This is a genomic window from Akkermansiaceae bacterium (genome assembly GCA_017798145.1).
In the GTDB taxonomy this organism is placed as follows: domain Bacteria; phylum Verrucomicrobiota; class Verrucomicrobiia; order Verrucomicrobiales; family Akkermansiaceae; genus Luteolibacter.
In genome coordinates, this window is record CP059069.1 from 783,945 (window position 1) to 804,033 (window position 20,089).

At 61.7% G+C, this 20,089-nt stretch carries 16 protein-coding genes, 1 tRNA gene and 1 other RNA gene; 16 read left to right on the forward strand and 2 right to left on the reverse strand.

The window, feature by feature from the left end:
- Positions 1-140 precede the first annotated feature (140 nt).
- From HZ994_03375 to HZ994_03445, 15 genes are all read left to right on the forward strand, one after another.
- A complete protein-coding gene (locus tag HZ994_03375) occupies positions 141-2,147 on the forward strand; it encodes a UvrD-helicase domain-containing protein (protein ID QTN31407.1) in 2,007 nt (668 codons plus the stop codon).
- A gap of 202 nt (positions 2,148-2,349) precedes the next feature.
- Positions 2,350-3,336 (forward strand): SurA N-terminal domain-containing protein, encoded by a 987-nt coding sequence (locus HZ994_03380; protein QTN31408.1) that lies wholly within the window; start codon positions 2,350-2,352, stop codon positions 3,334-3,336.
- A 41-nt stretch (positions 3,337-3,377) separates the two neighbouring features.
- On the forward strand, positions 3,378-5,873 hold the full coding sequence (locus tag HZ994_03385; GenBank protein ID QTN31409.1) for a protein kinase: 2,496 nt from the start codon (positions 3,378-3,380) through the stop codon (positions 5,871-5,873).
- A gap of 48 nt (positions 5,874-5,921) precedes the next feature.
- A complete protein-coding gene (locus HZ994_03390; GenBank protein ID QTN31410.1) occupies positions 5,922-7,103 on the forward strand; it encodes a tyrosine--tRNA ligase in 1,182 nt (393 codons plus the stop codon).
- A gap of 18 nt (positions 7,104-7,121) precedes the next feature.
- Positions 7,122-7,820, forward strand: a complete 699-nt coding sequence (locus HZ994_03395) for a DUF1080 domain-containing protein (GenBank protein ID QTN31411.1) — start codon at positions 7,122-7,124, stop codon at positions 7,818-7,820.
- Positions 7,821-7,897: 77 nt separating this feature from the next.
- Positions 7,898-7,974, forward strand: a tRNA-Arg gene (locus HZ994_03400).
- A 151-nt stretch (positions 7,975-8,125) separates the two neighbouring features.
- Positions 8,126-8,467, forward strand: coding sequence for a hypothetical protein (locus HZ994_03405; protein QTN31412.1), 342 nt, complete (start codon positions 8,126-8,128; stop codon positions 8,465-8,467).
- A 147-nt stretch (positions 8,468-8,614) separates the two neighbouring features.
- Complete coding sequence (locus tag HZ994_03410) at positions 8,615-9,835, forward strand: TolC family protein (protein QTN31413.1); 1,221 nt, start codon at positions 8,615-8,617, stop codon at positions 9,833-9,835.
- A gap of 11 nt (positions 9,836-9,846) precedes the next feature.
- Positions 9,847-10,938 (forward strand): efflux RND transporter periplasmic adaptor subunit, encoded by a 1,092-nt coding sequence (locus tag HZ994_03415; protein ID QTN31414.1) that lies wholly within the window; start codon positions 9,847-9,849, stop codon positions 10,936-10,938.
- 30 nt (positions 10,939-10,968) lie between these two features.
- On the forward strand, positions 10,969-14,118 hold the full coding sequence (locus HZ994_03420; protein ID QTN31415.1) for an efflux RND transporter permease subunit: 3,150 nt from the start codon (positions 10,969-10,971) through the stop codon (positions 14,116-14,118).
- Between the two features lie 34 nt (positions 14,119-14,152).
- Positions 14,153-14,644 carry a hypothetical protein gene (locus HZ994_03425; GenBank protein ID QTN31416.1) on the forward strand — a complete coding sequence of 164 codons (492 nt, stop codon included), beginning with the start codon at positions 14,153-14,155 and terminating at the stop codon, positions 14,642-14,644.
- Between the two features lie 48 nt (positions 14,645-14,692).
- Positions 14,693-15,433, forward strand: coding sequence for a hypothetical protein (locus tag HZ994_03430; GenBank protein QTN31417.1), 741 nt, complete (start codon positions 14,693-14,695; stop codon positions 15,431-15,433).
- A gap of 100 nt (positions 15,434-15,533) precedes the next feature.
- Positions 15,534-16,172: an OmpH family outer membrane protein gene (locus HZ994_03435; protein QTN31418.1), complete on the forward strand. Its 639-nt coding sequence runs from the start codon at positions 15,534-15,536 to the stop codon at positions 16,170-16,172.
- 20 nt (positions 16,173-16,192) lie between these two features.
- Positions 16,193-17,221, forward strand: coding sequence for a UDP-3-O-(3-hydroxymyristoyl)glucosamine N-acyltransferase (gene lpxD / locus HZ994_03440; protein QTN31419.1), 1,029 nt, complete (start codon positions 16,193-16,195; stop codon positions 17,219-17,221).
- 5 nt (positions 17,222-17,226) lie between these two features.
- Positions 17,227-18,012 (forward strand): TerC family protein, encoded by a 786-nt coding sequence (locus tag HZ994_03445; GenBank protein ID QTN31420.1) that lies wholly within the window; start codon positions 17,227-17,229, stop codon positions 18,010-18,012.
- Between the two features lie 68 nt (positions 18,013-18,080).
- Here HZ994_03445 and rnpB read toward each other — a convergent pair.
- Together rnpB and HZ994_03455 are read right to left on the reverse strand one after the other, a co-directional pair.
- Positions 18,081-18,477, reverse strand: an RNA gene (gene rnpB / locus HZ994_03450) — RNase P RNA component class A.
- Positions 18,478-18,554: 77 nt separating this feature from the next.
- Positions 18,555-19,058, reverse strand: coding sequence for a DUF456 domain-containing protein (locus tag HZ994_03455; GenBank protein ID QTN31421.1), 504 nt, complete (start codon positions 19,056-19,058; stop codon positions 18,555-18,557).
- Positions 19,059-19,141: 83 nt separating this feature from the next.
- On the opposite strand from HZ994_03455, the gene HZ994_03460 reads away from it, so the two are divergent.
- Positions 19,142-20,086 carry a D-alanyl-D-alanine carboxypeptidase gene (locus tag HZ994_03460; protein ID QTN31422.1) on the forward strand — a complete coding sequence of 315 codons (945 nt, stop codon included), beginning with the start codon at positions 19,142-19,144 and terminating at the stop codon, positions 20,084-20,086.
- Positions 20,087-20,089 lie beyond the last annotated feature (3 nt).

Genomic DNA, 20,089 nt, shown 5'->3' on the forward strand with positions numbered 1-20,089 from the left:
CCGCAAGGGTATTTTCCCCTCCGTAATCGCATCGGCACGTTTAGGAAATGATACAGAGCCGAGGCGTCTCCCATTTTCCATGATGAAAAGTCAATCCGGTTGCCAAAGCGCCCGGCTCCCTGTTGAGTCCCTCCCCGCCCATGGCAAACGACTTCGCATTCGAATCCCTCAACCACGCCCAACGCGAAGCCGTCGCCGCTCAGGATGGCCCGGTGATGATCCTTGCGGGGGCTGGCACGGGAAAAACCCGCACGGTGACATGCCGCATCGCCCACATGCTGGAGCGCAAGGTATCCCCTTCGGAAATCCTGGCCGTCACGTTCACCAACAAGGCCGCCTCCGAGATGAAGGAGCGCATCGGCGGGATGGTCTCCAAAAAAGCCGCCGGCGAGATGACCGTCTGCACCTTCCACTCGCTCTGCGTGCGCCTTCTGCGCGGTGGCATCGACAAGCTCGGCTACAAGAAAAATTTCTCCATCACCGCATACTCGGATCAGGTGGGTATCATGAAGCAGCTGCTCGTCCGCAAGGGCGGCACCGATGAGAAGATCAAGGCGGAAACTGTCCTGACGGAAATCTCCAAAGCCAAGAACAAGGGCATCGATGTCCAGGACTTGCAGGACGATTTCTTCGCACAACTCGCCGTCGCCTACCAGAACGAGCTCCGCGCCCAGAATGCCGTTGATTTCGATGATCTCCTGCTCCTCGCCGAGCAGGTGCTGCGGGAGCATTCCGATGTCCGCGATCATTTCCGGAAGATCTACACCCGCGTGACAGTGGATGAGTTCCAGGACACGAACTCCCTCCAGATGCGCCTGCTCCAGCAGCTTGTCGGGCCGCCATACCATGTCTGCGTTGTCGGCGATGACGACCAGTCCATCTACGGCTGGCGCGGCGCGGAGGTGGCGAACATCCTGGAGTTCGAGCGCTTTTTCCCGAACCCGAAGATCATCCGCCTTGAGGAAAACTACCGCTCCACCGAGGCGGTGCTGCACACCGCGAACTCCCTCATCAAGCACAACATTGGCCGCCGCGAGAAAGTCCTCCGCTCCACGCGCGGCGGCGGAAATAATGTCCGCATCGTGGCCATGCCGGGCGATGACGAGGAGGCGGATTTCATCGCCGACGAGATGATAGGCGAGAAAACCGCCCACGGGCGTGAGTGGGAGGACTTCGCCATCCTCTTCCGAACCAACGGCCAGTCCCGCAAGCTGGAGCTGGCGCTGCGCGACAGGAAAATCCCCTACCGCATGGTCGGCGCACAATCGTTCTACGACCGCCGGGAGATCCGCGATGTCCTCGCCTACGCATCCATCCTCGTCTCCCCGGACAACGACGTCCCCCTGCTCCGCATCCTCAACGCGCCGAACCGTGGCATAGGCCAGGCCTCCGCCGTCCTCGCCACGGATCACTCCCGCGAGAAAAACCAATCCGTCTGGCAAGCCCTCTGCGACCCCTTCTTCAACACGACCCTCGGCACCAAGACCGCCTCCGCCATCGACAGTTTCGTCGCACTCATCTCCTCCGCAAAAAACAAAATCGACATCGCCAAGGAAAACCCCGCAGACGTCCTCTCCGAGCTGCTCCGTGAGATCGATTATCTCCCGTGGATTGAGCGCGGCTGTAAGAACGATTCCGAGCGCCAGCAACGCGGGGAGGCGATCCACTCGCTCATGGAATCGCTCCGCGACCACATCTCCAAAGGCAAGAAACTCCAGACCTTCCTCGACGATTCCGCCCTCGCCTCCGACCGCGAAGACGATGACCTGGAGAAAAAAAAGGGAGCCACCCTCATCACTCTCCATGCCTCCAAGGGCCTGGAATTCCCCATCGTCTATCTCGTCGGCCTGGAGGAAGGCTTCCTGCCCCACAGCCGCAGCATTTCCGAGGGCACCAAGGATGAGGAACGCCGCCTGCTTTACGTCGGCATCACCCGCGCCCAGGAGTCCCTGACCATGACCTATTGCACCGTCCGCATGAAATGGGGCCAGAAAACCGGCTGCCAGCCCTCCTCGTTCATCGGAGAGCTCGACGACAAGCACCTGGATCACACCACCTTCGACGAGATCCAGAACACCGAGATGTCCGGCGAAGACCTCGACAACTTCTTCGCCTCTATGAACAGCATGTTCGGCGAAGGGGACTGACTCGCCGCAATGCTGCGTGAGCGATGCAGCGAAGGGTTCAGCACCATGCCGCCCGGATGCCCCGAACGGGAAGAGGTGTTTCATCCATCGGTTTTCCCCAAGCTTCCCGCTTGCAATCTCATCTGCCAAATTGAAAGCTATCACCCGCAGCGTGAATCCCGCTGGGAATCCCATCACGCACTTTCCCACCGAACAGAATCCCATGACAAGAATACCAGCGCTCATCTTCGCCGCCGTGGCATTGCCACTGACCTCCGTGCGTTCACAGCCTGTCGAGGTGAACGGCTTCGCAGCCACCGTCAACGGCAGCGTCATCACGAAAAACGAGGTCGCGTTCCTGCTCGGCCCGGTCTACGCGCAGCTTGCCACACAGTTCCCGAGGCGCGGGCCGGAATTCGAGAGGCAGTTCAACGAGGCCAGGGACAAGATCCTGCAGGAACTCATCGACCGCCGCATCATCCTTGATGAGTTCAAACAGATCGGAGCTGTCATCCGCCCCGCCGTCGTCGACGAGGAGATCAAGCGCCAGGTCAGGGAGCTCTACAACGGCAACGAGGCAAAGCTGCGCGAGGAACTTGCCAAAAGCAGGCTCACCATGGATCGCTACCGCGAGATCACCCACGAGAAACTGGTCGTGCAGGCCATGAAATCCCAGCAGTTCTCGGACGCACCGCCGCCGCTGCCCAACGAGGTGCAGAAGGAATTCGACGAGATCAAGCTGAACCTCCGCGACATCACCAAGGACAGGATCACCTTCCGGAAGATTTTCATACCTGCCACGGATGCGGAAAACCCGCTTGCAACCCCGGAGACGCAGCTCGCCCTGGCCGAAGACATCGCCGGGCAGATCAACGGCGGCAAGGAATTCGAGGAAATGGCGAAGACCTACTCGAAGGATGCCTTCGCCGAGCAGGGCGGCCTACAGGAAGACCTACCGCGCATCGACCTCTCCCCGGAATTCGCAGCCATCCTCTTCGATTCGCCCGAGGGCAAAACAATTGGCCCTCTGCTGGATCCGCGCGGCTTCACCATCGTCAAGGTCATCTCCAAGAACCACGCCTCGCCGCCGCCCCTCTCCGAAGTCCGCCCCATGGTGGAGGAAAGGGTCCGCCGCAACAAGACCTCGCAGAAATACGAGCGCTGGATCGAGTCCCGCCGCAAACGCGCCATGATCGATATCCGGAAGTGAACCCGGGCCACCATTGAGAAACAGGATCATCCCGGAAAACCATGGAAGAGCGTTACGAAATAAAGGGCAAGATCGGCCAGGGAGGCCTCGGTGCGGTGTATCGCGCCTTCGATGTCCGCATGAACCGAGAGGTCGCCATCAAGCGTATCCTTGCGAGCCCCGATGACTCGAGCGTCTCCGAGGAAGCGACCCGCCAGCTCGTCAAGGAGGCCGGATCCCTCGCCGCCCTGCAGCATCCCAACATCGTCACAATCTACGATGTCGGTTCGGACGAGGACGGCCCCTTCGTGGTCATGGAACTCCTCACCGGAGAGACCCTGGAGGAAATCATCGGCAAGGGTTCCTTCACATGGCAGGACTTCCGCCAGCTCGCCATGCAGACGCTGGAGGCGCTCATCGCCGCCCAGGAACTGCATCTTGTCCACCGCGACCTGAAACCGAGCAACATCATGCTCAGCTGGCTCCCCTCCGGGAAATTCCAGGTCAAGATCGTCGATTTCGGGCTCGCCAAGCTTTCCGCAAAGCCCTCCCTCCAGACCATAGACCAATCCGACGGCGTCTTCGGATCCATCTACTTCATGGCTCCCGAGCAATTCGAGCGCGTCCCCATCGACCTCAAGGCGGATCTCTATGCCATCGGCTGCGTTTTCTACTACGCACTCACCGGCACCTATCCCTTCGATGGGGATACGGCGGCCGGCGTCATGGCATCGCACCTCCAGCACCACGTCACCCCCCTCCAGGAAATCCGCCAAGGCATCCCGCTCTGGGCCTGCGATTGGATCATGTGGCATATCAACCGCCAGCCAACCGACCGGCCGGAATCCGCGCGGGAAGCCCTCAGGTATTTCGTCGAGAACGACGCACAGGGCACTACCCCGCTGAGCACCGGCATACCCGCGGCAGCCGCCGAGGAAGCGAAGCGCCCCCGCCTCGTCATACCGGGCGCGCCGGTCCCCGCACTTGTCAAGGAACCTGTCCCCACACAGCCCATCAAGACTGCTGCAGCGCCCGTAGCCCTCATGCCCCCGAAAGGCTCGAAACCCAGCGTCCACACCACAGCCCAGGTCGTCCAGTCCGCGCCGCCCTCGCAAGCCTCGACCGAGGAGGAAACCGAAACGCCATCCCCTCCACCGCTCTCGCCCCCACCCCTCGTCACACCCGTTCCTGCCCTGGCAAAAGCCGATCCTACGGGTGCCGCACCGCCCGTTCTCAGGAAAGCAGGGTCGTCAACCGCACCACTACTGAAAGCCGCAGGCTCCCCAACCCAACCCATCGCCCCCCCCACCAAGCCCCTCCAGATCGCTGCAGACCGCCTTCCGGGAAGCCCACCCGTCCCGTCCACCGTCGCGCTCACCCCAAGCTCCGCATCCGCATCTCCATCGTCAGCGCCTTTACCCACAGCCCCGCAGGTGGCTCCGAAAAGCAAACCCATCTCACCTGCCATCAAGGTCGTCATCGCCGTATTGCTCGGCCTTCTTGCCGTGGGGCTTGGCGTGATCGTCCTGAAGAAAAGCGGCGACAACGCGGAGGCCAAGATCTACAACGAAATGATCCAGGCCGCCGCCAAGGACGGAGCCACCAAGGTGCCAGTCAACAAGCGCGGCCTTGAGATCCTGCTCCGCAACGCATCCACGGTATCCGCCAACACACAGCGCGAGGTCGTCTATAAGGCGCTCTACCTCGCCGAGTCAACCGACGGGACGGACGTCGATGCACGCATCGCGGAATTCGCCACCACCCAGGAAATCATTCCCGATGTCCGCATCGTCCTGCTGCGCCAGGTGCTGCGCCGCAGGGAAAACCCCGCCATCATCGGCACCCTCCTGGATTTCGCCCGCAGCACGGATGACAAGATGGCCTCCATCGCCGCCATCGAGGCCACACGCTTCATGGCAAAGGACGCCCAATTCGCGGAATTCCTCGATATCATGAAATCAACCAAGGACGACCTGATCCGCAAGGCCGCCGAGGAAAACGCCGCCGAGATCATCGGCAAGACCGACTCCAAGGCCGCACTCGGCAAGGCCGTAGCCGAGGCGCACGAGTCAGCCACCGAGGATGTCGTCCGCTACTCCATGCTCCGCCTGCTTGGCAGGATAGGCGGCGAGTCATCGCTCGCCCTCGCCAGGAAAAACCTGAACAGCGAGGATGTTAAGGACAAGATAGCCGCCATCGTCGCGCTCGGCATTTGGGCTGACGATGCCGGCTTCAAGGAGCTGATCGCCTTCCTCGGCACCGGCCCGGATCTTGCGACCCGCTCGCGCGCATTCGAATCCGCCTACCAATACGCTTCCGAAAAAGAAGGCGACACCAAGGAAACCTGGATACTTCTATCCACCCAGGCGAAGACCCAGGATGAGCAGATGAAGCTGATCCGCGGCCTCGCCAACGTGAAACCGGAGCCATGGGCTTTCGAACTCCTCGGCAAGCTCGAGAAGGAATCGGAATACGACAGGGTCATCGACCTCGCCGAGCGCGCCATCGTCCGCCTCAAGGACATAGAGAAAACGCAGGCGAATCCCGGGGGCGAGTAAATCGCCTCATTCGTCCCAGCATTTCGGTTTTTCAGTTTTTCTAACTCCGTGTCCCCAGAACAACAGCTCACCCAACTCACCGCAGGCACAGCCAAAGTCCTTTCTGAGAAAGAACTGCTCGAAAAGCTCAAGCTCGGCCGTCCGCTCAGGATCAAGCTCGGCGTCGATCCCACCGCCCCGGACATCCATTTCGGGCACACGGTCGCCCTCGAAAAGCTGCGCCAGTTCCAGCTCCTCGGCCATCAGGCGGTCCTGCTCATCGGCGATTTCACCGCCACCATCGGCGACCCCTCGGGCCGCTCCGCCACCCGCCCGCCCCTCACCCGCGACGAAGTCTTGGTCAACGCGGCGACCTACACGGAGCAGGCTTTCAAGATCCTCGACCGCGAGAAAACCGAGATCGTCTATAACGGCGATTGGTTCCGGAATATGAGCTACGAGGAAATCCTCCGCCTCAACTCCCGCGTCACCCTCCAGCAGATGCTCCAGCGCGAGGACTTCCGCAACCGCATCGAGTCCGGCCAGGAAGTCCGCCTCCACGAACTCCAATACCCCGTCATGCAGGGCTGGGACTCCGTCGAGATCCGCTCCGATGTCGAGCTCGGCGGCACCGACCAGCTTTTCAACATCCTCGTCGGCCGCGACATGCAGAAGGACGAGGGCCAGCCGCAGCAGGTCGTCATGGTCATGCCACTCCTCGAAGGCCTCGACGGTGTGAAGAAAATGTCGAAATCCTATGGCAACTACATCGGTGTCTCCGATCCGCCCCAGGAAATGTTCGGCAAGCTGATGAGCATTTCCGACGCGCTCATGGATCGCTACTACCTGCTGCTGCTCGGCGAGACCCGCGATCCCTCCTCCCACCCGATGGATTCCAAGAAGCTCCTCGCGCACCGGCTGACGGCGCGCTACCACGGTGATGCGGAAGGCGAAGCGGCACGCGCCGACTGGGACACCCGATTCTCAAAAAAGGATCTCACATGCGCCGAACTCCCGGAAATCCCGATCTCCGATCTGCCTGTGGATCACACCGTCCTTTCAATCACCGCCTTCGCCTTCAAAAATTCCTTCGGTTTGGAAAAATCAAACGGCGAACTGCGTAAACAGTTCATCCAGCCCGGCTCCGTTCAGCTTAACGGCGAAAAACTCACCGATCCCGCCGCCCACATCTCGCCCGCCTCCGGCGACACTCTCAAACTTTCCAAGAAACACGCAGTCCGCTTCGTCTGACAAAAATCAAGAACCACCATGAAACCGATCCTACTTCTCGCCGTCCTCGCACCCATCGTCTCCGCCGGGGAAACTCAGCTTTTCAACGGAAAAGACCTCACCGGCTGGGAGGGCGATCCAAAATTCTGGTCAGTCCAGGATGAGGCAATCACCGGTGCCTCCAGTCCCGAGAATCTCGTCCCGCACAACACCTTCATTGTCTGGAAAGGCGGCGAGCCATCCGATTTCACCCTCACATTGAAATACCGGATGACCCCCGGCGACGAAAAGAAATACACCAACAGCGGCATCCAATACCGCAGCAAGGTCATCGACGCGGAGAAATTCATCGTCGGCGGATACCAGGCGGATTTCGAATACGCCGACAAATGGAGCGGCATCCTCTACGAGGAAAAAGGCCGTGGCATCCTCGCCAAGCGCGGGGAGCAGGTTGTCATCAAGCAGGGCGAGAACCCCAACAAGCCCAAGCTCGAAGTCACCGGCAAGACCGGTGATCCCGCCGAGATCCAGGCAGCCATCAAGAAGGACGACTGGAACGAATACAAGATCATCGCCAAGGGCAACAAGGTCCAGCATTTCATCAACGGCAGGCTTACTGCGGACGTCACCGACGAAACCGCCGAAGCGCCAAAGAGCGGCGTCATCGCCCTCCAGATGCACCAGGGCCCACCCATGAAAGTGCAGTTCAAGGACATCACCCTCAGCACCGGGGAATGACCCGATCGCGCTGGCCAGTCCAGCAGACGGCTTGACTTTCCGTACGTCTCCCCCCATCCATCCCCTACCAGCCATCCGCGCCCGTAGCTCAGCTGGATAGAGCATCCGCCTTCTAAGCGGACGGTCACTGGTTCGAATCCAGTCGGGCGCACCAAGCGCCAACAGAAATCAGCCAGGAGGATGCCACCGGATGGGGGCGTGGGACTCAATCCGGCCTGGCGCAGCAGCGAAATGTTTCCACGCAGAACGTGTTGGGAATAAATTCCCTTTCCCCACCGGCGGGTCTGGGCTAGATAACCACTGAGATGAGTTTCACTACGCGCCTGCTGCTTGCACTCTGCGTCCTCGCAGGACTGGCCAACGGCATGGTGCACAAGGGCATCCACGACGGGCACGATGAGTGCGCCGCCGAGCATGCTCACTCTCATGCTCACTCTCATCCTCACGGCCATGATTCTCAGGATGATGGGGATCAAGAAGATGTGCCGCACCACCACGATTGCTGCCACTTCCCGAGTGCCGTTTGCGCCTTGGGCGGCATATCCGCATCCGTTTCTTTCCAGCCCATCCTGCTCGGAATTTCCGAACATGTCTCTCTGCGCCCGGAAGATCCGGTGTATGCCCTGGACAAGCCGCCCCTGATCTGAGGCCGCCGCCCTCCTCCCGGAGGTTGCATGCAGCGCGTGCTTATTCCCAGCACGCCCCTCCCCTGTTGCCGCAAGGTGCTGGTGCACCCATCTGCGGTGACACCCAGACCCAGACTCAGACGAAGCGCCACCCGCGCACACCCATCCATGAAATTCCCATACCCGGCCCTAACTGCCGTTTTCCTGACAAACCTGCTCCCCGTCGAGGCGCAGCCTGCGGAGATACTCACCTACGAGTCCGTACCGGCACGCATCCGGCACGGAAACCCGGAGCTCGCCGCAGCACGCCACCGCATCGGCGAGGCCTTGGGTCGATTGAAACAGGCAGGCCGCCTTCCCAACCCATCCCTGCAAACCGGACTCTCCCACAATGTCCGCAATGCGGAAGGCGGCTTGGAGATCGGCATTTCCCAGAAATTCCCGCTTACCAACCGGCTTGCGCTGGAGAAGGAAATCGGCATCGCGGGGGTCAAGGCAGCGGAAGCGGAGGTGAAAAACGTGGAGCGCTTGCTTGCGGCCGAGGCGCGTGCCGAGTTCGTGAAAACGCTGGCGGTGCGGGAACGGCGGGCGCTGCTGCTGGAACAGAAATCCCTTGCCGATGGGCTGGCCGACTTCATCTCCGGGGCTTCCGCACGGGGAGAGCTTTCCAAACTCGATGCGGCACAAACACGGCTCGCCGCCCTGCGCCTGACAACGGAAGAGCGCAGGCTGGAAGCGGAGGAAACCGCCTCGCTGGGAAGGCTGCGGCCACTGCTTGGAATCGCCGCCGGGACTCCCGTCTCCCTCTCGGGGAAAATCCCCACCCTATCGCTCCCCGGGATCGCCGCAGTGAGCCGCCCGGACCTGGATGCCATGAATGCGGAGCTGGATGCCGCCAATACAGGGATCACCCTGGAACGGGCACGGCGGCGGGATGACATCGAGGCTTCCGTTTTCGCTGCGGGCGAGCGAGTGGAGGACGCCCCTGTTGGATTGGAAAACGAGGGCATGATCGGAATCAGGCTGAGCCTTCCCCTGCCCTTTTGGAACGACAACCAGGGCGCGATCGACGAGGCAACCGCCCGGCAAGGGCGCAAGCGCGAGGAACTCAATGCGCTCCTGCGGGACATCGACCACACCAGCGATACCGCACGCGCGGAAATGCGGCAATGGGCGGCGCTGGTTTCGGAAATCGATGCTTCCCTGCTGCCTCTGGCGCGCACGCAGACGGAACTGCTGGAAGACGCATACCGCAAGGGCCAGGGCGACCTCCAGGCGGTGATCCGTTCCCGCGAGCAAATCTTGGAGCTGCAAGCCTCCAGAATCGATGCAGCCCGGGAGTTCCGGCTTGCCCATATCCGCTACCAGGCCGCGACCGGCCAACCCTAACAGAACCCCCCATGAAACGAATCGTCACATCCCTTTTGCTTCTCGTCACCGCCCACGCCGCGGACACCATCGTGCTCGACGAGACGGGTGAGAAAAACCTGCGCATCGAGACCGCAGTGGTCGCGGAGACGGACTTCGAGGACACGGTGTTCTCACTCGGCCACATCGAGGCATTACCGGAAAACACCGCCGCCGTCAGCAGCCGCATCCCCGGCCGGGTGATTGCCATTTCCGCAAATCCCGGCGATACGGTCGAGAAAGGCGCGGAAGTGGCGCGCATCGAGAGCCGCCAGCCGGGCGATCCTCCGCCGGTCGTCACCCTGGAGGCGCCCATCGACGGGCTGGTGACGGAGCGCAGCATACGCCTTGGCGATCCGGTCACGGCGGACTCCGCCCTCATGGAGATCACCGATCTGGGCCGGGTCTATGCAGTGGCGAAAATCCCGGAGCATTTGGCAGGAAAAATGGCCAAAGGCAGCATGGCGCACATCCGCGTGATCGCGCTGCCGGATCAGGATTTTGAGGGCACCATGATTCGCTTCGGCACCAGCGCGGATGAGGAGAGCGGAACCATCGACGCAGTGTTCCTGCTGCCAAATCCCGGCAACCGGCTGCGCGGCGGAATGAGGGCTGAGTTTTCAATCGTCCTCAGCAAGCGCCCCGGCGTGATGAGCATCCCACGCCCCGCCCTCCAGGGCGAGGAGGCTGGCCGCTTCGTCTATGTGAGGCACTTCGATCTGCCCCATGCCTTTGTCAAGGCACCGGTCATCGTCGGCGCGATGAACGACAGGCAGGTGGAGATCGTGACCGGACTTTTCCCCGGCGATGAGGTGGTGACGCGCGGGGCATATTCGCTCTCCTATGCGGGCGCGGGAACCGTTTCGCTCAAAGAGGCGCTCGATGCCGCGCACGGCCACGAGCACGCGGAGGACGGATCCGAACTGGGCGAAAATGAAGCGAAGCAAGATCACAAGGGCCATGCCCATGGCGAAGAAGCTCATATCCAAGGCAGCCGCCTATGGATGTATTCCTCCATCCTGCTTGGTCTTCTGCTCATCGCCTCCCTGTTGACCCGGAAAAGCAATCCAAGGACGGATGCCTGAAGCAGGCGTCACATCACCAACTTCCCCACCATGCTCAACAAGCTGATCCAATTCTCGCTGGCCAACCGTGCCGCGGTGGTCGCCGTCTCCATCCTCATGATGGTGCTCGGCCTCCACACCGCCACACAGCTGCCCGTCGAGGTCTTGCCGGATCTCACCAAGCCAACCGTGACAATCCTGGTCGAGGCACACGGGCTTTCACCGGAGGAGGTGGAAACACAGATCACAGTCCCGCTTGAAAACTCGCTCATGGGCATCACCGGCCTCACCAGGCTGCGCTCGAACTCGGATGTCGCCCTGTCCCTGATCTACGCGGAATTCGGCTGGGGCACGGACATCCAAAGAGCCCGAGTGCTGGTGCAGGAGCGGCTCCAGTCCGCCCGCGAGAAACTGCCGCCCGGCACCGAGCCTTTCATGACCCCCGTCGCCTCCCTGATGGGGGAGATCCTGCTCGTCGGCGTCCGCTCGACCGTTGCGGAGGGCGGTGAGGGACACCTCAAGCCCGAGGAGGTGCGCACCCTCGCCGACTGGACGATCAAGCCGCGCCTACAGTCAATCAACGGCATCGCGGAAGTCCTCAACATGGGCGGCGGCATACGCCGGATCGAGATCCAGCCGGACCCGCATCGCATGTACGCACACAATGTCAGCTTTGCGGAGCTTGAGAATGCTGCGCAAAACGCCGCCAGCCGCAGCGCCGGCGGTTTCCTTAACACCGGCCCGACGGAGATCATGATCCGCAACCTTGCGATGACCGTGGAACCGGATGAGATCGCAAAAACGGTGGTGAAAAAAATCGACGACAGGCCCATTTCCATCGCGGATGTGGCGGATGTGGTGTGGGGCATCGAGCCGATGCGCGGCGATGCCACTGTCAGCAAAGCCCCGGAGAAATCGCCGACCTACGGGGTCATCATGTCGATCACGAAAGCACCCGGAGCGGACACCCGCAGGCTCACCGAAGAGATCGAGGCTGCGCTCGCCGATCTGGCGCCCGCCCTGCCCGCCGGAGTGGAGACGACCACGCTTTTCCAGCAGAAGGACTTCATTGACCACGCGATCGGGAACCTGACTGAAGCGATCCGCGACGGAGCCATCATGGTGGTGATCGTGCTGTTCCTCTTTCTCCTGAATTTCCGCACCACCTTCATAACCCTCACGGCCATACCCATGTCCTTCGCGGTGACCATGCTGGTTTTCAAGCTCTCCGGGATCAGCGTGAACTCGATGACCCTCGGCGGCCTCGCGGTGGCCATCGGCATGGTGGTGGACGATGCGATCGTGGACGTGGAGAATGTGTTCCGGAGGCTGCGTGAGAACGCCGCCCGCCCCGAGCCTTTGCCAAGGCTCTCCGTCATCGCCAGCGCATCCGGCGAGGTGCGCAACTCCATACTCTACGCCACCGTCCTCATCATCCTCGTCTTCCTCCCGCTGCTGGGTTTGAGCGGAGTGGAGGGGAAACTCTTCGCCCCCATCGCCATCGCCACCATCGTCTCGATGAGCGCCTCATTCATCGTCTCGCTCACCGTCATCCCGGTGCTCTGCTCCTTCCTGCTGAAGCCGAGGGACGGCGGCAAGCACAGGGACGGAGCGATTTCCCGGGTGTTGAAATGGCTCTTGGAAAAGACCCTTCTCCGCGCCGCCCTCGCCCAGCCGCTGATCGTGCTGCTCATCGCCTTCGCGCTGATGCTCGCCTCATTTTCTCTCTATCCCGCCATGAACAAGGACTTCCTGCCGCGTTTCGAGGAGGAGACGGCGCTCGTGGCGGCGACTGCGGCACCCGGCACCTCGCTGGAGGAGATGAACCGCATTTCCGATGTCATCGAACAGCAGATCCTTTCCGTCCCGGAGGTCAGGAAAATCGGCAGGCGGCTGGGTCGGGCGGAGCGCGGCGACCACGTGGTTCCGGTCTCCACCGCGGAGTTCGATGTGGATTTCACGGCCAGCGAAAGATCCCGGAAAGAAATCCTGGATGACATCGGCGGAAAAGTCCGGACGGTGCCGGGCATCTTCGCCGTGGTCGGCGGCCCGCTTGGGGACAGGATAGGCCACATGATGAGCGGGGTGTCCGCGCCGGTGGCGGTGAAAGTCTTCGGCCCGGACTTGGAGAAAATCCGCAGCATCGGCACGGAGGTGCAAAAAGTCGCACGGACGATCCCGGGTTTCGAGAACGCGAAGCTCGACCAAGCGGCCTCGATCCCACAGCTGCGCATCGAGCCGGACCGCACCCGCGCACTCGCCTACGGGATCACGCCCGGCAGGATCAGTTCGGAGCTCTCCGCACTGCTCGGCGGCCATGAATGCGCCAAGCTCTACGCGGGACAAGTGGAGATCAACCTCGTGACCCGCCTGCCGCTGGAGTGGAGGAACTCCCCGCAGAGGATTTCCGAAATCCCCATCCAGGTTTCCGAAAAACAATGGGTGCCGCTTTCCCAGATCGCCGACGTCCGCGAGGCCAAGGGGCCGAACGTGATATTCCGTGAAAACAACCAGCGCAGGTTTGCCATCGCGATCAAGCCGACGGCGCGCGATGTCTCGAACCTCGCCGCCCGCCTGGAGAAAGAGGTCGCCGAAAAGGTAAAGAGGCCGGAGGGGTATTTCATCACCTTCGAGGGCGAATTCCAGGCACAGAAAGAGGCCACGCAGCGCATCGCCATCCTTTCCTCGGTGGTTTTCATGATCATTTTCATGATGCTCTGCGGATACTTCAAGAGCGCCTCGCTCGCCCTGCAGGTGCTGGTCAACATTCCCCTCGCACTGATGGGCGGGCTCGCGCTGACATGGCTGATGGTGGACAACATCTCGATTGCCACGCTGGTCGGGTTCATCGCCGTGGGCGGCGTGGCGGCGCGCAATGGGATCATGATGGTCTCCCACTACCTCCACCTCATGCGGCACGAGGGCGAGGGCTTCACGCGGGAAATGATCGTCCGCGGCACCAAGGAACGGCTCATCCCCGTCTTGATGACCGCGCTTTCCGCAGGCATCGGCCTCATCCCGCTCGTCCTCGCGGCAGACCAGCCCGGCAAGGAAATCCTACATCCCGTTGCTGTCGTCATCGTCGGCGGGCTGATCTCATCCACCTTCCTGGACATGGCCGTGACCCCGGCGATGTTCTGGCTGATCGGCAGAAAGGCCGCCGCCCGCGCACTTTCCCTGCGCTCCGAGGCATCGATATGAATTTTCACCGACAACAACACATCCAAACAACGATATGAAGATAACAAACGTAACACTGACGGCAATGGCACTACTCACCCCTTACCTCTTCGCCGGGGAAAAAGGACAGGACAACCATGGCAAGGACAACCACGACGAAGCCGGGCACAAGCACGCCGCCATCACCGCCGGCCCGAACGGCGGGAAGATTTTCACCTCCACGGAGCCCCATTTCGAGTTCTTCGTGACGGAGGACAGGAAGCTGCGCCTGACCTTCCTGGACAAGGAAAACAAGCCGGCTCCCGCCGGGGATGCCACAGCATCCGCCATCGGCGGCGAACGCTCGGCACCGACGAAGATGACCTTTGCGAAGGTTGGCGAATCCCTCATCTCCGAAAAGCCGCTTCCCGAAGGCAAGAAGATCCCGCTCATCCTGCAGGTGAAATCCGCGGCCGATGCCGACAACGTGACCGAAAGGCTCACCGTGGATCTCAACAGCTGCCCGACCTGCGTGCACCTTGAATATGCCTGCACCTGCGGCCACTGAGAAATCGGCGCTTCCCCAGGGTGCCTCCGCCGAGATAGCCTCAGGCACATGAAAGACCCCGCCCTCTGGGAGAAGCTGCGTTCCTTTCCGCTCGATGACCCGGAAGCGGGCTTCCGTTTCTCCGAACGGCTGGCGCGGGAAAATGGCTGGACGCAATGCTTCACGGCGGAGGTGCTGGGCGAATACCGGCGCTTCCTCTACCTCAGTGCGGCGGCTGGTCATGCGGTGACACCTTCCGATGCGGTGGACCAGGCATGGCACCTGCACCTCTGCTACACCCGCAGCTACTGGCACGACCTCTGCCGCGACACCCTCGGCTTCCCTCTCCACCATGGCCCGACAAAGGGCGGAGTTGCGGAGCGCGCGAAGTATGCGGATTGGTATGAACGGACACTTGCCTCTTACCGCGAGGCATTTGGTGATGAACCGCCACCGGCTGTCTGGCCGGCTTCGGGAGTCCGCTTCGCGAAACGGGACTTCCGGCGCGTCGATGCATCCTCCCACTTCATCGTCAGGAAACGCCATCTGGCGGCGCTCGCCGTCGGTACGGGCTTGTCCATCCCCCTGGCGAGCTGTGCCAGCCATCTCGCCAGCGCCGATGGATTCTCGGTTTTCCCCGTCTTCATCATCGCATTCGTCCTTTTTGTCATCCTTGCCTCGATTTTCTCCAAAAAAGGAGGGAAGGGCGGCGGCGGATGCTCCGGCGGAGGAAGCTGCGGCGGCGGCGGTGCCGACAGCGGCTGCTCCGGTGGGGGAGGCTGTGGCGGCGGCTGCGGCGGCGGGGATTGACCCTGCTTCGCCCAATGCAAATGCACGAAGGTTGTGCGTTGACGCACCCGGATTTTGCCACCAAGCTTGCCGCGCAGACATTCGCAACCCCAAACATCCTATGACCCTAATCCGACGTTTTCTCAGCGTGGCCCTAGCCGCCTCGTTCATTTCCGTGGCAGCCGCCCAGGAGGCCAAACTCAAGATCGCCACCGTGGACATGCAGGAGCTTTTCAAGCAATACTACCGCACCAACGAGGCCCAGAAGCAGATCAACGTGGAGCGCGCCCGCATCCAGAAGGACAACAACGAGCGCCTCGCCCGCATCCGCGAGCTGGAAACCAACCTCGGCAACCTCAAGAAGCAGATCGAGGATCCGGCGATCAACGATTCCAAGAAGCAGGCGCTGTTCAAGGACTGGCAGATGCAGCAGCAGGAGGGCATCGCCCTTGACCGCGAGCGCCGCGAGTTCCTCCAGCGCCGCAACCAGGCGCTCAACGAGAAGATGGTGCAGCGCATGAAGGGCATCCTTGAGGAAATCCGCAAGCTCGTCGAGGAGCAGGCCAAGACCGACAACTATGACTACGTCTTCGACAAATCCGGCCTCAGCACCTCTCAGGTTCCCTTCCTCCTCTATACCAAGGACGCGACGGACATCACCGCCGGCCTGCTCAAGGATCTGAACAAGGACGCCCCTGCGGAATCCCTCCCATCCGAAGAGCCTGCTCCTGAGACCGCTCCCGCACCCGTCGAGGAGTAATCCCAAAGACACCTCCCGCTTTGGCAATCAGCCTGAGTCTTTCGGAACTCGCCGCCCGTACTGATGGAAAAATCATCTGCGGGGAGGCGGGTTCCCTTTTTTCCGGCATGGCCGCCCTCGATGCGGCCGGGTCGGACGACATCAGTTTCCTCGGGAACGAAAAATATCTGCCCCATTTCCTCGCCACCAAGGCAGGCGCGGTGATCGTCCCTGCGGGCTATGACTTCAAACCCGGCGGCCCCGCGCTGGTCGCGGTTGCGAATCCCTCGCTGGCCTTCGCGGCTGTCGTCCGGCATTTCGCGGCGGAGGCGGAAAAATTCACCCCCGGCATCGATCCAAGGGCCATCGTTTCAGCGACCGCAAAGCTCGATCCCGCGAAAACCCGTGTCCATGCCGGTGCTGTGGTGATGGACGGCGCGGTCATCGGCGACGGTACGGAGATTGCCCCGAACGCGGTGATTCAGACCAACGCCGTGATCGGCAACGACTGCCGCATAGGCGCGAACGTCACGATCCGGGAGCGCTGCATACTCGGCGACAGGGTTTCCATCCAGCCCGGCGCGGTCATCGGATCGGACGGATACGGATACGAGTTTTCCAACGGGAAACACGTGAAGATCGACCAGGTCGGCATCGTCGAGATCGGCGACGACGTGGAGATCGGTGCGAACACCACGATCGACCGCGCCCGCTTCGGCAAGACCCTCATCGGCGAGGGCACCAAGATCGACAACCTCGTGCAGGTCGCCCACAATGTGGTCATCGGGAAGCACTGCCTCGTCATTTCGCAGACCGGCCTTGCGGGCAGTTCCAAGCTTGGGGACTATGTCACCATCGCCGCGCAATCCGGGGTTGCGGGGCATGTGACCATCGGCACGAAAGCGATCCTAGCCGCCCGCACCGGAGTCACAACGAATCTGGCAGGCGACGAAACCTACTCCGGATACCCCGCCATCCCGATGAAGGAGGACACGAGGAACAAAGCACTTGTCCGCCGCCTTCCCAAACTCGTCGAACGCGTGAAGAAACTGGAATCCCGCGCCCCCTGAGCAGCATGATCGACTTCTCATGGTTCTCCCAACCCGACGCCTGGGCCGCGCTTTTCACTCTGACCCTGCTTGAGATCGTCCTCGGCATCGACAATATCGTGTTCATCTCCATCCTCGTGGACAGGCTTCCGCCCGAGCAGCGGAAGCGCGGCCGCATGATAGGCCTATCCCTCGCCATGGTCATGCGTCTCTGCCTGCTGGCGACGATTTCCTGGATGATGGGGCTTACGTCCGCCATCTTCTCCATCCCCGTGCACCCCGCTCTCTGGAACATGATGCCCTACGCGGCGGAGCACGCGGGAATGCTCGACATCAGCGGCAAGGGGCTGATCCTTCTGGCGGGCGGTTTTTTCCTGATCTGGAAAGCGACCAAGGAAATCCACCACAAACTCGAAGGCCACGAGCAAACCGGGCACTCCATCAATGCGGCGACCTTCGGCGCGATCATGGCGCAGATCGCGGTGATCGACATAGTGTTTTCTCTGGACTCCGTCATCACCGCCGCAGGCATGGCGGATCACCTTTCCGTGATGATGCTCGCCGTGGTGATTTCCATCGGCGTGATGATGGTCTCCGCCTCATCGATCGGGGATTTCGTCTCCAAGCACCCATCGGTGAAAATGCTGGCCTTGTCCTTCCTCATCCTCATCGGCACGGCGCTGATCGCTGAGGGATTCCATTTCGAGATCCCCAAAGGCTACATCTACTTCGCGATGGCGTTCTCGCTGGGCGTGGAAATGCTCAACCTCAAGCTCCGCAGCAAGGGCGGTGCGATGCCATCACCGCACTGACACGACGAAAAACAACAATGTTGGCACAACCGACGCGTCTCGCAGTATGGTGAAACGATGAAAAAAGGGGGTGCCGCCTCCCTGTAAGCCGGATTCTGTCCACCCCGGTTTTACCCGGAGCTGGACGGTCATTTCTCTCAACCCGGCTTGCGCCGGGCGCCCCGCTTGCGCGGAGTGCGACTAATACCCGGGAGTTGACGGGCGGGCCGCCCTTTCCCTGTTATGTCTTGCACCACCCGGGGTTTCCAATGCCGCTCCGGTTGCCCTCGGCGCGGTGGGCTCTTACCCCACCATTTCAACCTTACCTGTGCCCTTGCGGGCCATCGGCGGTGTCTTTTCTGCTGCACTTTCCATCCGCTCCCCTCTCGGTTTGCGTTCCCTGCTTTCACAAGGCGGGTTGCCCTACGGTGTCCGGACTTTCCTCAATAGGAGCTTGCGCCCCATTGCGACCGCCCGGGAGACGGCGAGGGAATCAACGCTGAAAAGCGAAACACTGGAAAGCCGAAAAGCCGGAAAACCAACTTATTTCAGCGTTTCAGCATTTACCAAACGAGCACATCCAGGAGGAACACGGCGATCATCAGGACACCGACGACGATCTTAAAACCCATCCCGGCGAGAGTTCCGACCACGCTGCCGACCCCCGAAACCGCAGACTCCCGCGTTTTCATCTTCGCGAAAAGCTTCTCGAAGCCAAATGCTCCGACCAATGGCCCGACGAGAAGGCCGAAGGGGAGGAAAAATAGGCCGACGATGCCACCGACCAATGCACCGACCGCGCCCCAGCGGCTGCCGCCGAACCATTTTGCGCCCAGCGAGCCGCTCATGATCTCGAAGGCCTGCGAGACCGCCATCAGCAATACCAGGATGGAGAAGCCCCACCAACCTATGCCTGCGGATTGCCCAACCACGAGGCGGTAGCAGACGGCACCGGCAAGGATGATGAGATGCCCCGGCAACACCGGGATCACGCAGCCCGCCAAGCCGATCAGCAGGATCACCGCAGTGACCAGCCAGATCCCGCCGTCTTTCAATATCTCCGCCATGGCAGCAGGCTAGCCCCGGGGCGAAATCCGGCAAACCGATTCTGTGCGCTTGAATGTCATGCCCGCATTCCTAAGCTCCAGCCATGCGCAAGCTTCTCACCCTATTCATGGCAATCACCGCCACCCTCTCCGCCCAGGAGGCTCACATCGTCGTTGAGGCCTACTCGGGAAAAGTCCTCTCCGCATCGGGCTCCACCGAGAAGCGCCCCGTCGCCTCCCTCACGAAAATGGCCACCGCGATCGTCGCCGTCGATTGGGCCACCGCGACCGGCACGGACATTGCGACCCACATGATACAGGTTCCGGACATCGTCCTCCAGATCAACTCCTCGAGCTCCATCCAGCTCGCTCCCGGAGATACCCTGACGCTGCGCGATGCCCTCTACGCCGCACTGCTCTCCTCGGACAACATCGCCGCGCTCAGCATCGCCCACCACGTCGGCGGCCAGCTGCTTGCGCGACGCGGCAGAGGCGGGGATCCGGTGCTGGCCTTCGTCGCGGAGATGAACAAGCTGGCCAAGGCAACCTACGCCAAGAACACCCTCTTCGTGAACGCCCACGGCCTCGAGAACGGCCCTAAGCCCGGCTACTCCACGGCCGCCGACATGGCGCGCATCGCCATCCATGCGATGCGGCGCAACGCGATCACCTTCATCGTCCGCCAGAAGACCCGGCAGATTTCCGTCAACGGCGCTGCCGGAAAACGCAGCTACACGCTGACGAACTCGAACGAGTTGATCGGCGAGCAAGGCATTCTCGGGGTGAAGACCGGAACCACCCGTGCCGCAGGCCCGTGCCTTGCCACCTGCATGGACCGCGATCCCGTCGTCCGCACCAAGCCGGACGGCAGCAAGGGAGTCACGCCCCGCCGCCTCATCGTCGTGGTTCTCAATAGCCCGGATCGATACGCCCGCACCCGCCAGCTCATCAAGGCCGGCTGGGCTTTCTATGATCCATGGCTCGCCGCCGGTGCACCTGTGAAAGATGCGAAACGCGAAATCCTATCCACCCCCGCACCCGTCCGGTGAAAT